6 protein-coding genes are annotated in these 16,055 nt (G+C 37.5%); 4 read left to right on the forward strand and 2 right to left on the reverse strand.

The window, feature by feature from the left end:
- A complete protein-coding gene (locus tag HNP38_RS16640) occupies positions 1-915 on the reverse strand; it encodes a dialkylrecorsinol condensing enzyme DarA (RefSeq protein WP_184191602.1) in 915 nt (304 codons plus the stop codon).
- A 43-nt stretch (positions 916-958) separates the two neighbouring features.
- On the reverse strand, positions 959-4,612 hold the full coding sequence (locus HNP38_RS16645) for an MMPL family transporter (RefSeq protein WP_184191605.1): 3,654 nt from the start codon (positions 4,610-4,612) through the stop codon (positions 959-961).
- 221 nt (positions 4,613-4,833) lie between these two features.
- Here HNP38_RS16645 and HNP38_RS16650 point away from each other — a divergent pair, with 221 nt between their 5' ends.
- From HNP38_RS16650 to HNP38_RS16665, 4 genes are all read left to right on the forward strand, one after another.
- Entirely contained in the window at positions 4,834-5,970 is a 1,137-nt protein-coding gene (locus HNP38_RS16650) for an EpsG family protein (protein WP_184191609.1), read from the forward strand.
- A 514-nt stretch (positions 5,971-6,484) separates the two neighbouring features.
- Entirely contained in the window at positions 6,485-11,308 is a 4,824-nt protein-coding gene (locus HNP38_RS16655; protein ID WP_184191612.1) for a T9SS type A sorting domain-containing protein, read from the forward strand.
- A gap of 82 nt (positions 11,309-11,390) precedes the next feature.
- Entirely contained in the window at positions 11,391-12,158 is a 768-nt protein-coding gene (locus HNP38_RS16660) for an SGNH/GDSL hydrolase family protein (RefSeq protein WP_184191615.1), read from the forward strand.
- 395 nt (positions 12,159-12,553) lie between these two features.
- A complete protein-coding gene (locus HNP38_RS16665) occupies positions 12,554-15,928 on the forward strand; it encodes a T9SS type A sorting domain-containing protein (protein WP_184191618.1) in 3,375 nt (1,124 codons plus the stop codon).
- The last annotated feature ends 127 nt before the right edge of the window (positions 15,929-16,055 follow it).

A 16,055-nucleotide genomic window follows, 5' to 3' on the forward strand; every position in this document is an offset into this window, starting at 1 on the left:
TTATTTTAAATTTATTCCTTGTAAATATTCTTTTTCTTTTTGTCTTTTTGATCTCAAAACGGGTGCCAACAATATATGAAATATTAAAACAACTGGCGAAATGATCCAGATCGCAGCCATCAAATATACCTTAAAGAATTTTACCAGCAATGTCCGCTTTTCTTTTTTCCTGATGATAAGGTTGGACCAGATAGTGAAGATCTTGTTGCCCACTTTTTCCACTCTTACGAGGAAGGGGCGGATCTCTACGGCACCATTTTTCACCAGGTCAGGCTGAAGATTTTCCAGATCATTATTTTTGAAATGTTTTTTTATGATCTCTCCGTATTTTCCTGCTCCGGCAATTTCCTCATCCGAAATTCCGGCAGCCGGAAGGAGTCCTGATTTTTCTTTTTTACCGGTTGTCAGCCAGCGTAAAATGGTCAATACACTGGTATAATTATTATGCCTGTCTACCAGTGCTATATTTCCTACCAATCTGACGTTCATATTTTTTAAATATACTTTCAGCTTTTCCTGGGAGAGCATCCACATATTCCGTGTTCCGGAAACGGTCACTACGGGAGTGTCTTTCAGTAGGTTTTCGGCATATCCGCTTTTCAGGAATGAAATGATTGGGATAGACGGGGTAAGGTACCATACCTGATATCCGAAAATGATAAGGTCATATTTTTTGCTGAGGATGTCTTCTGATGGCGGGAAGATCTCTTTTGGGATCTGCAGATAGGATTCCGGAAAGGTGTTGAAAAAAACATCATCGGGCCATGGAAAAGGAAAATCCTCTTTTAGCCGGATATTATAGTAGGTAACGTTATATTCTTCCTTATTATCTTCAAAAGGCCGGGCTATATTCTTCACAATGTCCTCCAGCTGGCCGGTCTGTGAATAGTATATAACAAGGATGTTTTTTTTCATTACTATTTTTTAATGTTTACAAAAATATACTTTTCAGATTTATTTACTGTTTTTTGAAAATTTTTATTGATCCGGAGTTTAATTCCTCCAAATAGGTGCTGTTTTCGAACTTCTGATTTTTTATATTCAGTAAAATAACTGTTTCGGGCGGATCTGAAATGCTGTTCAGGTCAAAGTTTTCATCTGAAACCAGAAGTACATCAATCTTTTTGTTGACTTTCGAGATATCATCTATGTAGTTCAGTTTTCTTCTTTTTACCAAATAATTTTGTTTGGCGATCTCTCGCTTTTCTTCATTGCCGATCCGGCTGAATATTCTTCTGCCAGCCTGATATAGGGTCAGAAGAACATCTTTCTGGCCAAAGTCGTCTGCAATGTGCAGAAGAACAGCATCATTTGGGATGTGTTTGTTTAATTCAAAATAAACAGATTTATTGGTGTTGAAATCCTGTTTTACTTCCTGTACCACATCATTTTCTTTATATAGAAAGGATAAGAATAATTTCTTTTTAAAGTAATTTTCGTCTTCGATCTCGTTTCTTAGTCTGGCAAACTCACCTCTGTAATAGGCATTGATTTTCTTTGTCCTTTCAGAATAATTCTTACCAAAGGAAGTATCATGATTACTGATCCTGTCGCCTGTTTTCACAATAATGTTTCCATCATAAATAATGAAATCCCCTTTTGGAAGGACTTCGGAGTTTCCGTGAATATAAAGGGGAAGAATGTCCAGCCCGAATTGTTCGGCAAGATAGAATGCTCCTTTGTGGAATCTCATGACATCATTGGTATAAGACCGTTCTGCTTCAGGAAAAACAACAAGAGAGTATCCCTGGTCTACTTTTTCTTTCAGTTTTTCCATTCCGTTTTCTATTCCCTGAGAGACAGGATAGAAGCCTAAAGCCCGCACCAGTTTACCGAATACCGGTGACTGGTACACCCAATCGTTCACCAGATACACAATTTTGTGAGTGGCCATTGCAATCGCAAGTGTATCCAGGAACGAGGTGTGATTGGCAATGATAACTGCCGGCCTGCTGAAGTCTTCTCTTATATTCTTAATAACCTTTTTCTTTACTAATGGATTAAGATATAGGACAGAAGTTAAAAAACGGGCCATTAATAATTTGATGAAGTCTAACGTTTTGCCTTTTGAATTTCTCACAAAGAAACTTCCGAAAACCGAGAAAAACAATCCTCCCAGTCCATAATACAAAAACGAAAAAATAGAGTGTATAAACATCCTGAAAGTAACCGGCGAAAGTCCTTTTTTGGCTCTGTGGATGATCAGAAGCCTGAACCAGAAAGGGTAAAGGGTTGAGGTAATGATAATCACGGAAAACATACCGATGAGGGCTACCAAAGCCAGCGAATGTAATGCCGGATGTTTGGCAAAGATCAGTGAGCCTATGGATAATATGGTGGTGAAAACCGCTAGAATAATGGAGATCCTATAGGTAGGAAGTTCATTTTTTCCTGTAGTATGCTCTTTCTGCATTGCTTTTGTGAGGAAAATACTGAAATCGTCACCTACCCCGAAGACTAACGTACAGACCACAGTACTGAAAATGTTTAATTCTAATCCTAAGAAATACAATATCCCTGCTGTGACCACCCCCGTTAAAACGATCGGGAACATCGTAAGTACAGACAGTTCAAAGTTCCTGAAAAAGACAATGATCGTCAGGATAATGGCCAGAAGAGAATAATTGATCAGTGTATTAAAATCCTTTTTCAGCAATCCCAAAAAATTTTCATTCATCTGCTGGCGGTCGATAGCCAGAACATCATGTTTTTCTTCTATGTCTTTAATAAAAGCATCTCTTTTGTTCTCATCAACTTTTACAACGTTTGAAACCGTGTAAAATCCTTTTTCACTGCCTAAAAATTCGGAGATCTGTAGTGCTTTTACTTTTTCGTAGTCTTTCAGGCTTAAAGTTGAATAATTTTGATGTAAAGTTTCATCGAACTGTGCAAATGCAGTGCTGTTAAATCCAAATTTATTACCATTACGGATCAGTTCGGAAATGGTCTGTTTTTTTTTATCCTGATCCCAGAATTTTTTCCAGGCGTCTGTTTTCTTTTGCTGGTCTTTTTCAGACAGGACAATATTCCCAAGAGAATTATAGCTTAAAATTTTACCTTCCCGTTTTTCCTGTTCCAGAAAATGATTCAGTTGGGAATTTCTCGTTAATGCCTCTTCTTCAGAATTCCCATAAGAGATGGTATAGATGGATTTTGAAGTGATATCTGAAAGTTTTTCCAGTTTTGCTTCACTTATTTTTAATTCCTCCGGGATATAGTTCAGGTCGCCGATATCTTCATTAAACCCTACATGCCTGAAACCAAACAGGCACGCAATAATGATCAGCGAACATCCAATAATCAGGGGTTTGTTTTTTTCATACGGATAAGAACCTATCCTGTCTATGAAATTGGTATTAAGTTTTTTTTCTTTTTTCTTCGGATGATAAAGCTGGGGAACAATAATTAATGCCAAAATAGAGGATAGAATAACCGTTATGGCAGCAAAAAGGCCTAAATCCTTAAGGGCTTCCGAACGGACGAAGACCAGGCATAAGAAGGATACGGCAGTCGTTGCGCTGCTTAATATAATAGGCTGTGTGATCTCCTTATAAAGTTCCTCAATGTTGTTATTATGTTTATAATGGGTGAGAATATGAAGGGCATAGTCTATGGTAATGCCGATCAGAATGGCTCCCACACTTAATGATATGGCTGAAATTTTATCTTTGATAAAGTATAAAATCATGAGGGCAATCAAAACCGAGAAAACGGTTGGAAGGAAAACGATAATGGGTGTAAAGAAGTTTCTGAAGTAATAAATCAGCAGGATCAAAAGCACTGTCATGGAGATCAAAACAGTATTCTGTATATCTTTTTTGATCTGTTGGGCATTGGCAACGGCAATAACCGGAGATCCGAAATAGCTTATTTCGGTCTTTCCTTTGAATTGCTTATTGATACTGTCCTTTATTTCATTAAGCTGATTAACGAAAACTTCATTGTTTTTCGTATCGTTGCTTTTGTTTTTAGGTTCAATGAACAGGAGAAGGTTCTTACCGTCTTTTGTAACGATATAATTGTCTTCCAGCTTAAAATCTTTGCTGATATTTAAGGCGTTGAGCTTTTTAATGCCTAAGAATGTGATCCCGAGCGGATCTTTTTTAATGAAATCTTTGGTCACCAGGCTTGTGGGAGAAACCAGCGATATGTAATTATTTTCTACCTGTCTGGCAATGCTGTCTTTGCTGAGCTTTCTTTCGATATTTTTATAATCGTTTTCGTCCAGAAATAACGGGAGATTCCGGCTGACAAAGTCAAACGTCTCAGAAATTTCATTGTCATTCACTTTCCCCTGGATGGAGCCGATATACTTTTGCATAGGTTCGGTCTTTTGTAAAAAAGTGTCAGCAGTTTCAGAGAGTTGAAAATTGTCTTCTCCGGATTTGTTTTCAATAATCACAATGATCTTATCGGAAAAGTTGAGCTGTTTAAGAACTTTTGCCGTAAGATCAGATTTCTCACTTTTAGGAATGATCTGGTTAATGTCTTCTTCAAAATTGATCCTGGAGGCAAAAAACAGGCACAAAGCACTAATCCCTAATGCAAATAATACAGAAAGGAAACGATTTTTTGAAATCAGATCATATAAAAATATAAAAAAACGATGCATTCTATTATAAAATCCGGTTTGCAAATTTAAATTTTTAAGAATTAGTTCAAAAGTTTTGATCTATAAGTTTCATTGAAAATCAACAAAATATTCTAGGTGAAATAAAAAAAACTTATACTTTTGCAGAAGTTCCCAATTGATGAAAAAAATTAGAATATAAAACTTCTTTAAATAAGGGACTTAGTTTTTGATATGTTTTAGGACTACATACCTATAAAATAATGAGTTTACTGCACCCATATTTTCTGATAGCCATATTTTTTCTGCTCATTTTTAGTTACCAGGAAGTATTCCAGGGAAAGGTAGACAGGAAATATCTTTATATTTTATGTGGTTATCTGGTGCTTATTGCCGGGTTCCGGGATGCCGGGGCAGACTATGGGAGTTACCGGGGTATTTATACTTATTCTGATACATTAGATTATTCAAGTATTATTCAGAAAGGCCTGCACATGGAGCCTGCACAGCAAATTGCGGTGGAATGGCTGTATGTACTGATCAATAAGCTGCTTTTAAATATTTTTAATGCGCCCTTTTACATGCTTACCTTTGTGGTGGCTGTTCTTACGATCTTCTTCAAGGCCAGGTATATAGAAGATAATACTTTTTATCCGTTTACTTTTATCCTGTTCCTGTTTGTTCCCGGGTTTTTCATTACCGAATGTGGGCAGATGAGGCAGGGGCTGGGGGTTTTTATAGTGTATTATGCAGTAAGGTTTATAAAAGAAAGAAAGCTGTTTTACTATCTTCTTTGTATTTATCTGGCGGGAGGGATTCATAATGTAAGTTATGCATTTTTACCAATGTATTGGGTGGCCCGTATTCCGGCAAATAAAGGAGTCATGTTGGGAGCTATTGTAATATCCATATTCCTGTCGCCTTTTGAGGTCTACAGGGTTTTTGGCAGCTTTCTGGACAGTATTGCTTCAGATAGTGCCGTTATTGGTGGTTTCAATGCCTATATGGATGAAACAGCGGAAAGGCTTAACGGAAATATAGGTATACCGGAGATTTTAACGGCTATTCTTACTTTCTTCCTTTTCGTATTTGATACAAAGTTAAAAGAGAAATACCCGTATTACGAGTATCATAGGAATTATGCCCTTGTGGGAATATGCTTTTACTTCATATTCAGGAACAATCCCGTTTTCTCGTCTAGGCTTGTAGGTGCTTTTACTGGTTTTGGATTCCTGATCATTCCCAATGCCATGTATGTGGTGTCTAAAAGTTCAAAAAAAATGATCTATGCGTTCATTATATTTATGGTGATATTTAATATTGCGGTATTCTCGAGCTTTAGAAATATTGTATCAGGTAAATTTACAATTGATCTTTACAAGAATTTCCTTCTTCCTTAAAAGTGCACATTCTAAAACAATGATGGAAATATACTGGAAGATTTACGGCTGATTTTCTAAAAATGTGCATATCTCGATTAATTAAAATTGTTAATTTTTCAGAAAATATAGTTTGGAAATACAATTTTTCTTTTTTAGGAATGATTTGTAAATAAAACATATAATTTAAAGATCTACAGTGGGTTATGCTTGAGATTGAACATCAAATTTATAAATCTATTGAGCCTTTTTTACAAAAATCAATTTCACTATTGCAGGATATTTCATATTAACTGAAATTTGTTTCATTAAATACTTTGATAATTTTTTAAACAAACACAATAATGAAAAATTTGCTATCCCTGGAGAGGTCTTTTTCTCTTCTTCCATTTATTCCCATCCTTTGTAGTTAAGGCTTAGCTTGACAGAAAAGCATAAATATTTGATCTATCATTTTGGTTAGATCCTAAAGAATTGTGACTGTTTCTAAAAGCTATCTCATATTTTCAAAAAATACTTTTTAAAATTAACACATATGAAAAGAAAATCCATTTTGATTTTTGCCGCAATGTTTTCTGTTGCTGCCGTTCGTGCTTCTTCTCCACCACTCATGGTCCCCGGCTATGGAGGGAAAGCATTGAACAATTCTACGGCCAAATTTCTGACGCCGTATGTTTATGACCTGGATTCTGGTTTTGTGGTAAACCAGAATGTGAACGAGAAAGGATTGGTTGTCGTGAAAGGAAACTTTTACAAACCCAATACTTCCGACAATGTGAAACTTACAGTTAAGTATAAGGATGCTCAAAATAACTGGGTAACGGTATGGTGCAGGTCCTTTGCAGGTAACTATGAGTATAATGAAGAGCTTACTGTAAATTTCGAACTGCCTGCATCCGCTTTAAATGCATATACCGTAAAGGTGGAACTAAGTTCTGATTCGGATATTGCCAATTGGCAGACCATTACGTGGGATAAAATGGTAACTCATTATAAACAGTCAAATTATACCTATGGGAATTGTGACCTGGATGAAAATCAGTATACCATTCTGTTTACCCCTAAAAAGAACGGTACCGTTTTATACAATCCAAACGGAAGTGTTTCCGGTGTAAAAGACAGGGTGACCTCTCAGCATCTGGCAAAAAAATTGGATAATACCCTTTCTTTCCAGGGAGATGCCTTATTAGATAATACGAATACTGTGTCGCCGGTTATTAATATTACCAATCCGAATAGTCTTGCCACTATTGCAAGTTCACAAAAGTATATCTACCAGGGTAGTGATGCCAGCCCTTTTGAATTTTCATATCATGATCCGGTTTATATGTTTGCCGGAAAGTTTTCAAATGAAAGCTTCTTTATTAATTTCAGCAATTGGTTTTTGCCTCCGGAAGAAGGGGGAGAGCAGGCTGGTAGGGGCTATTTAGATTTTACAAATCCTAATGCTTTAATTAACAGGTATTATAATTTGTATAATTATATCAACGAAAAATTAGGTGATATCTTTGCAGATCAGCAGCCTGTAGTAATTGTTATAAGCAAAATAACGGGTTTAAGAATATATAAGAACAACGGGCAATATATTTCCCTTACCGCTACAAGTAATTATAATACTCAAAACACCTTTGGCTATCCACCACTATATGATAAACACAGAGGGCCGGGGTCTGAAAATTTCTCATTGAGCAATACCTCTCAGGCGTCTTTGTATGGTGTAGGGGCTATCAGGAATACAAAAGTGATTAATAGCTGGAACGGGCCATCAAGACCTTTGATGGATATAGAAGATGAAATTAACAAATTTATAAGCTATGTGGGAATTTTCGGAGCTCCTCCTGCTACTGAATGTTCCACCAGCTGTTTCAGCATCAATCCGGGAGCTGAATCCGATTATACAGATTGGACAAAAGCTCCTAACAGTTATATCTTCACCGGAAAGGACAAGGACGGAAATAATGTGGAAGGGCTTTATATCCCGGTGAAAAAAGCCTATGAAATGTGGGCAAAAGGCAGATATATGCAGAACGAAAATAATGTATATACTCCTATTGATACTAATGGCATCCAAACGACATCTGTATATTGGGAAGATGTAAACGGTTTAATAAAATCCACCACGATTGAAGGCTCTGGTGAAGATGCTAAAATAAAAGTAATCATCGATAAAACTAAAGGAGAAGGCAATGCAAGTATTGATTTCAAAGTCAATAATACTATTTATTGGTCATGGCATATTTGGGTAACAGACAATCCTGAAGGGGGAGCTATTTATGGGCAGGGTATTGAAACGGATCTGTCAGGAACTTCGTTTATACCAGAATACATGGATAGGAATTTAGGGGCTACCAATGCTGGTTTCTTAGGAAATGATTGGAATAAATCTGGTGGGCTAATGTATCAGTGGGGTAGAAAAGACCCTATCCCTACTTTAGTATATAAAGATGCTCAATTTTATGAAATTACTGGAACTGCTGGTACGAGGAGACATGAAAATGCCGGGATCGTACCTTCTGAGCCAAATAGTGGGAGAATTCCTGTTAAAAGTAGAGGGGTGGATACTCCAGATAGCATTAATGGTAATATCAGATATTCTATTAATAATCCTATTCATATGATTACTAATGCAATCCATGACGGAACCTGGTTCTCTAAGCAAGAATATAAGGTGTCCAGTGCGGATCCTGTTTTGATAGAAACGTGGGATCTTTGGTCTGACAATCGAAGGGGATTGCATAGTAATGCCACCAGTAGCGGGGCGGATCTTAAGGCTGACAGCAGGTCTTATGAATTGAAATCGGAATTTGATCCGTGTCCTTCCGGATGGAGGGTACCTTCCCAATATGGAAGAAGTACAATTAACAGTGATTTGAATCCTTACGGAAGAAAAAACACAGGGACTGTTAATGATGATGAAATCTTAGCGAACCACATGATCTATCCGGACAGTGTAAGCCCTGTTTTGAATGGGGTAAAAGTGTATCCGGGTCTGGGGATAGATTTCATGGGAACGGCGGACAGGCGGATAGGGATTCTGCCTACAAATGGAAATTATGAATACTATGGACCTGATGTTACGGGTGGTAATCATGCAAGCGTTAAACAAGTTAGATATCAAGATCAGTCATCTGATGGATCATTAAGCACGGCTACCTATGGTGTTGGTGGAGCAAGGGCAACTCTTTTTTACAGCTCTCCTGAAGATATCTCAAAATCTCCAACAGGATGGAATGCAATCTATGTCAATCAAGTTGTTAAGGCTAATGCCGCTGGTGGAGTAAGGTGTATGAAAGATCCTAATATTGGCTTATTAGGTAATTTTAATACACAATATGTAGCCTCTGCTGAAACCGATAATACAGACTACAAATTGTGGACGAAAGAAGCTAACAGTCATGTGGTAATGACCGGTGATGCTGCAGATGCAGGTGCTACTGATAAAGTATTAAAGATAAGCCTTAAAAAAGCCTATGCAATGCAAAAGCTTTATTTATCCGATAATAAGCAGCTTCCGGTTGGGGTAAAAAATACACCAAGCGTAGTCTGGACAACCAATCCTTCCCTTATTAAAAATGTGAAAATTACTGGTACATATCCTAATGAAGAGATAGAGGTAACACTTGCAGCTAGGCAAAAAGGAAATGCTGTAGTAGCTTTCCATAAAGGAAATAATGGAGTGTGGGGACAGTCTGATCCTGATAAGATATTATGGAGCTGGCATATTTGGGCGCCAATTACTAATCCATTAGATAAAACAAGAGAAGTGGTTTATACTACAGAATCACAATTGAATGGAGGTATCAAAGCAACAACTAGCGGGCATATTGTTAATCCTACCAAAAGTTTGTTACCGCCTTTAACAACGATTTTTATGGATAGAAACTTAGGGGCATTGCAAGATTTACCAGGTTACCTCAGTAGTGGTGCTACCCCAGCAGTAGAGCTTCAAATAAAAAATCAAATACAACAATCGGGAGGTCTGCATTACCAATGGGGAAGAAAGGATCCGTTGCCTACTTTCCATAACCCGGGTGGAATTCAAAATACGCAAAAGGCCGTTACTGTACAAGGGACTTATAACGTATTCCGACAAACAAATGTAGACGCCTCCGGAAATGTGATCTATAATGTAGCAACCCCAGTTACAGATGCTGTGTTTAGTTCAACAGATGCTGTTAATGGGTACTCTCGTGAATGGAATACTTATAAAGTCTCTGCGGGAATCGCAGGTACAGAACCAAAACATGAAAAAATAAGAAAAGTAATAAAGTATGCCACAGAAAACCCTTTATCTTTCTTATTTAGGAACAGAACAGGAAATGAAACAGCAGCACAGAACAATATTTCTTTGACGGTAAAGTCCTCGCAGGTTAAAGATTGGATTTCAGATGAAAATGGACAGGCTCAAGACAGATGGGGACACGCTGCAGAAAAATCACCCTATGATCCTTGTCCGGAAGGCTGGAGGGTACCGGATACAAGCATGACAGGTGTTTTTGGGGCAACATCAGATGGTAAGGGTAGCTATGCTAAAGGGTCTTCTCCATGGTTTTATAATGGTTATAATACCAATGGGACGTTTAATGAGTATGGCCTTGCTCAATCAACAATTTATGCCTTAACTGGGGGATACGTTGGAACTAATAATACTATAACTCAAAAAAACTATCCTGGATTTACATTATCTAATAATATTGAAAGTGCGCCACCCACTAGTAGATCAGGATGGGTGTTTAACTTCGGAGGCTCAAAGTATAATATTGGTAATATCCCAACAACGGGTATTAGAGGTATATTAGGCGGAAATGATTGGAAAAACCCATCTTATGCATCTTTTCCGCAGGCTGATAATTATCGATATCATACAGGCTTGTGGACAAGCTCTCCGGTGGAGAATTATACAGGGTTTGCTATTGGGCTAAGCTTAGAAAGTACTGCTGGTAATGGTGGGAACTTAGCTTCTGGAACAGCATTCTATCCACAGGCTGCTATGTCCTGCCGTTGTGCTAAAATAGAAAAAGATGCCAACGGAAAAGAAATCGGAAGATATGATCCAAATGCTATTGCCGTCCCGCAGAATGTTGCCGCAAAAGCAGGAAATATCTTTGCTGAAAAGCAAATAGAAGAAATTCAGAAAGATAATAAAAAGCTGACTGTCTTCCCTAATCCCGTAAAGAATACTTTGTATATCAATGCGGATGATAAGGCTTATTACTATCAGATCTATAGCGTTTCAGGACAGCTTGTGAAACAAGGTAAATTTGAAAGTAAACAGGCTGATGTGTCTTCTTTAGCGCAAGGAGTTTATTTAGTAAGAATTAATAATGCCGAAACTGTAGTAAAGATTATTAAAGAATAATAATTAATATTTTAAATTGAACTACCTCATTAATTATGAGGTAGTTTTTGTTATTTTTGTCAAAAATTTATAAATATTAAAGATGAAAAAGAAAATATTTATTGTTCTCATTATCATTTTAGGACTTGTGGGATTTAAGTACTTCTATGATAAGTATTCATATGTTGATCAAAAAGAATATTTTTCTATTGGTTTTTCAAAAAAAGAAAATTTGAAAATAGGGATTATTGGCGATAGTTGGGTTGTACGACAGAGATTAGACTCTTTGTTAGAGCAAAAATTATTGGATAGAAAGATTGTGGCTGAAGTTTTTGCTTCCGGTAATCCTGGAGCTAAGACCAAACTTATTTATGAAAACCTATTCAAAGAAGGGAACGAAGATTTTTCTTCAAAAAGCATTATTGAGAGACAGCCAGACTATTGTATTATAATAGCAGGGGTGAATGATGCGGCCATGGATTTGGGTCCGGACTTTTACTCTCATCACATGATGTTGATTATTAAAACATTGTTGCATTATAATATTAAGCCTGTAGTTGTTTCTTTACCGGAATTTGGTATTGAAGAGAACTTTCAGAAAAAGAATATTATAAGTAAGTTAAGTAATAAAACTGCAGACGTGTTTTTGAATGGAGGAGAGGAGTTTACAATAAATGATTATAGAGCTGCCCTGTTGAAAGATTTATATGATAATAAATTAGACAACAAAATTATACTCTTAAATTTTGATACAGTATGTCGTGATTATAGTAATAATAAAAATCTTTATTCTGATCCGCTTCATCTAAATAAAGAAGGTTATCAAAAATTCAGTGAATTTTTAGCAGAGAATTTAAGAAATATAAAATAGAGCTTCCATAATTTAACCTTCTTTATCGGAATTTCTTTTTTCCTTAGGAGTGTACCTATTATTGAAGAGAAAATAATATTTCCTGTTTGATAATTTTAATCTGAAAAAAATCCCGTAATAATTAAGGGGCAGCGTCGCAGACGCTGCCCCTTAATTTGTTGGTATACTTCAATGGAGTATTTCTTTCTTCTCGTATACAGCATTATGAATGCCAAGAAAGAGTTCTTTTCTGCCTTTCATGATTAATTAACAGATGATAATTGATTAATTAACAAATGATAATCTGTTTGTTAGCAAATGATAATTAATAATCATTTAATTATGAATTTTATATAATCATAATTGTTTAATTTTAAATTAATCGTAAATTTGACACAGGAAATAACGCTAAGAATATGAAAAATTTTATAAATGTTTGCATTGCGATTGCTTGCGTGATGTCTTCGGGTATTTTTGCCCAATCTGTCAATACAGAGAAGACTATAGCAAGATCAGTTGCTCAGGATTGGACGAAAGCACCCAATAGTTATATTTTTGATCCGTCTCAAGACAGTGAAGGTCTCTATATTCCGGTAAAAAAAGCATATGCTATGTGGGAAGAGAACAAATTGATCAAGGGTGAAGGTATTCCCGACGGAAAGGCAACGGCTGAAGTACTGTGGGAAGATGTTCATGGCCTCATAAAAACTTCGACCGGCTATTCACTTGAATTAATAGATCCGGGCATCGATGGTAAAATTAAAGTTCCGGTCAATAAATCCAAAGAAGGGAATGCTGTGATTGCTTTGAAAGTAAACGGAGAAATTTATTGGAGCTGGCATGTCTGGGTAACCGATGATCCGTCCAAAGGGTCTGCCTATAAGAGCTTCACCGATGTGAAACGGGAAAAAAGTGATGGGACTGTTGAGGTAATACCTGATTCCGAATGGAACTGGATGGATAGGAATCTGGGTGCTGTAAGCAGTTCGATGACTGATACCGAATGGAACAGAAGCGGAGGATTATTATATCAATGGGGAAGAAAAGATCCCATCCCCCCTCTTGTAACCAAATCTGATGATTTCTATGAAGTAAGCGGTTCCATAGGCAGAATAAGGCACAGGGGTGCCAAGAATTTCACAAACGCTCTCAGAATTGATGACCTCACTAAATATGTATTGCTTTCAAATGCTGAAATTACTAATAATATCAGGCTTTCTGTAAGAAATCCGTTAAGCCTGATTTATGTAAACAAAGATGATAACTCAGGGCAGGCCTATTATAACAATAATGCCAATCTGCCGGTCAATTGGTTTGGGAAATCAGCTTCCCTTGCAGATAACAGGCTTCCGGAGCTCAATCTGTGGTCGGATAATTCCGAAGGAAAAATAGTGATGGCAGACTATAATAATGATACTAATGCCCGCCCCTACAAAGACAAATCTGCATATGACCCGTGTCCCAACGGCTGGCGGATGCCTTCCGTGCTGGTTGCCAATATGGGTTCAACATCATATGTTGACGACATAAGAATAGATTTTTCTCCCTATGGAGTAAGAACGAATATGGGAAATAATACTTTTGAAATCAATAAATATCATATAGTAAAACCTACAGATACGGGCGTTCCTGGTTTTATGACAGGTTTCCGGGTCTATGCGAACTGGGGATTCGATATGAGAAATGCAGGAGGAAAAGACATGGGAATGTTTCCCGGTACAGGACAGCTTAATAGATTGGCTCATATGGGTCAGTATACAGATGAGCACCATGTAGGCTTATGGACTGCTACCATGCCAAGACATTTTGATGCCTCTCCGGCTGTAGGCGCAAGGATGCTATTCATGATTCCGGATAAAGACCAGCCGGATATACCGGATCCGGCTTACCCCAATATAATAGGAAGATATTTTTATATGCCTTTGGCAACGGCCAAAACCGCGGACGCCAATGGATGCCGATGTATAAAAGACCCATTATACACTATCAATAACTATGATTTTCCTACAGAATTTATGGAGGTTTCTTTGGAATATAGAGAGGGCATGAATAACCCGAATGCCTATCAGATTGTTAAAAGCGCGGTTGCGACAATCATTGAGATCCCTGTAAGTAAAGCATTTTCAGTTCAGAGCCAGCTTCTGAACAATCAGAATATATTAAATGCTTCTAGCTTTAATAATTTAAAAGCCAATGTACTCTGGACTACCAATACCGCTCTGATCAATAAAGTTCTGATGGTAAATCCTTCTCCGGGCTCTGTTTCACAGCTTTCAAGCTCAAAGATCGCTGTCACGGTTAATCCGAATCAAAGTGGAAATGCTGTCATAACTCTTCATAACGGAAGTATTACAAGCCCTGTTTACTGGTCGTGGCATATTTGGGTGACCGATACTCCGGTGGGCTCTTATACCTATCTTACCGAACTGCCAAACAGTACAGCCGTCAACTATATAAATTATGTGGTTAAAGGGTATAACGTTCTTAAAACAGAATTTATGGACAGGAACCTGGGGGCTACGGATGCTTTCCCTGTACCCGCTAATCCGCTTACTCCCACTGCTGCTGAACTGGCAAAAATACGAGCTTCGGGCGGTGTGCATTATCAATGGGGCAGAAAAGATCCTATTCCTGTTTTTCAGTATACGGATAACAGGGCTTCACACAGCGTATTTTTAGGAAATGTCTCTGCCAATGGTTCAGTGGCCTATACAACACTTACCTATGCTGCGTACAATAATTTATCGGGAAGCTATATTGTTCCATATAATACCTATGCCAATGCTGCTAATGCCAATGTTTTAGCAGGAGATAAACCTTCGGAGAAAATAGCCAAAGTACTTTCCTACTCGGTGAGAAATCCTTTGGTATATATGACTCCAAGTGCATTTGCTCCTTATAACGGTGCGACCCCGCTTTATACCAATGGAACAGACTGGCTGGCTAATGAACCTAATTTAGCTTCAGACAGGTGGGGCAGAGGAGGGGAAAAATCTCCTTTTGACCCATGCCCTGAAGGCTGGCGGGTTCCTGACCTGATCAATACTGCTCTTGTTTCGAATAAAGATTTCGGGCAGACTCCATGGTATAAAAAAGATAAAAATATAGCATCACTATTGAGTATTATTACCGACTATTCGGGAGTACGGGTGAGGAACAGTACCACTACGACCATAGGGTATACCTTTAACAATCCTGCCTATGCCATAGGAAATTATCCTAATTCAGGATCAAGAGGGATCAGGAATGTAATCGGTAATCAGACGGCTCAGGGAACATTCAATGTGATTAATTTCCAGTTTCCGGGAGTCTGGACGGCGGCATTGAACTCTAATTATATAGGAAGGCCGTTGAATGTTATTTTTGATGCCGCATCTACAGCAAACCGTATGATGGTCTTTCATGATAATAACGACCCTTATTTCGGAATGAACTGCCGTTGTGTGAAGATAAAATATAATTCTTCGGGTCAGGAAGAAGGCCCGCTTCCGGGGCTTCCGGTAACACTCGCGTCAGGTACGAAAGCAGCCGGTACGTATAGTAAAACAGAAATAATCGAAAAAGTAAAGGAAAATAAAATCATTTTATTTCCAAACCCTGTAAAAGATATCCTGTATATTGATGCAGCGGATGAAAAAGACTATTACTATCAGATTTATAGTATTTCGGGGCAACTCGTAAAATCCGGTAAATTTGAAAAAAAGCAAACCGATATTTCATCACTGGCCGCAGGAGCTTATCTGGTAAGGATCAATAATTCCGAAAGTATTATTAAAATTCTAAAACAATAACAATATAAAATAAAAGGGAGGTCATTGATCTCCCTTGCTTTTTGTGAAAATGAATTACACATATGCTGCATCTATTGAAAATGAAGATAATTTCTATGTCCCTCTGATTTGTGAGCTTTTTTAAGCT

The sequence above is a fragment of the Chryseobacterium defluvii genome, from assembly GCF_014204415.1.
Taxonomy (GTDB): domain Bacteria; phylum Bacteroidota; class Bacteroidia; order Flavobacteriales; family Weeksellaceae; genus Chryseobacterium; species Chryseobacterium defluvii_A.

What these genes read in the sequence shown, in the direction of transcription:
- HNP38_RS16640 (WP_184191602.1), bottom strand. Translation starts at nt 915, where the DNA reads ATGAAAAAAAACATCCTTGTTATATACTATTCACAGACCGGCCAGCTG.
- HNP38_RS16645 (WP_184191605.1), bottom strand. Translation starts at nt 4,612, where the DNA reads ATGCATCGTTTTTTTATATTTTTATATGATCTGATTTCAAAAAATCGT.
- HNP38_RS16650 (WP_184191609.1), top strand. Translation starts at nt 4,834, where the DNA reads ATGAGTTTACTGCACCCATATTTTCTGATAGCCATATTTTTTCTGCTC.
- HNP38_RS16655 (WP_184191612.1), top strand. Translation starts at nt 6,485, where the DNA reads ATGAAAAGAAAATCCATTTTGATTTTTGCCGCAATGTTTTCTGTTGCT.
- HNP38_RS16660 (WP_184191615.1), top strand. Translation starts at nt 11,391, where the DNA reads ATGAAAAAGAAAATATTTATTGTTCTCATTATCATTTTAGGACTTGTG.
- HNP38_RS16665 (WP_184191618.1), top strand. Translation starts at nt 12,554, where the DNA reads ATGAAAAATTTTATAAATGTTTGCATTGCGATTGCTTGCGTGATGTCT.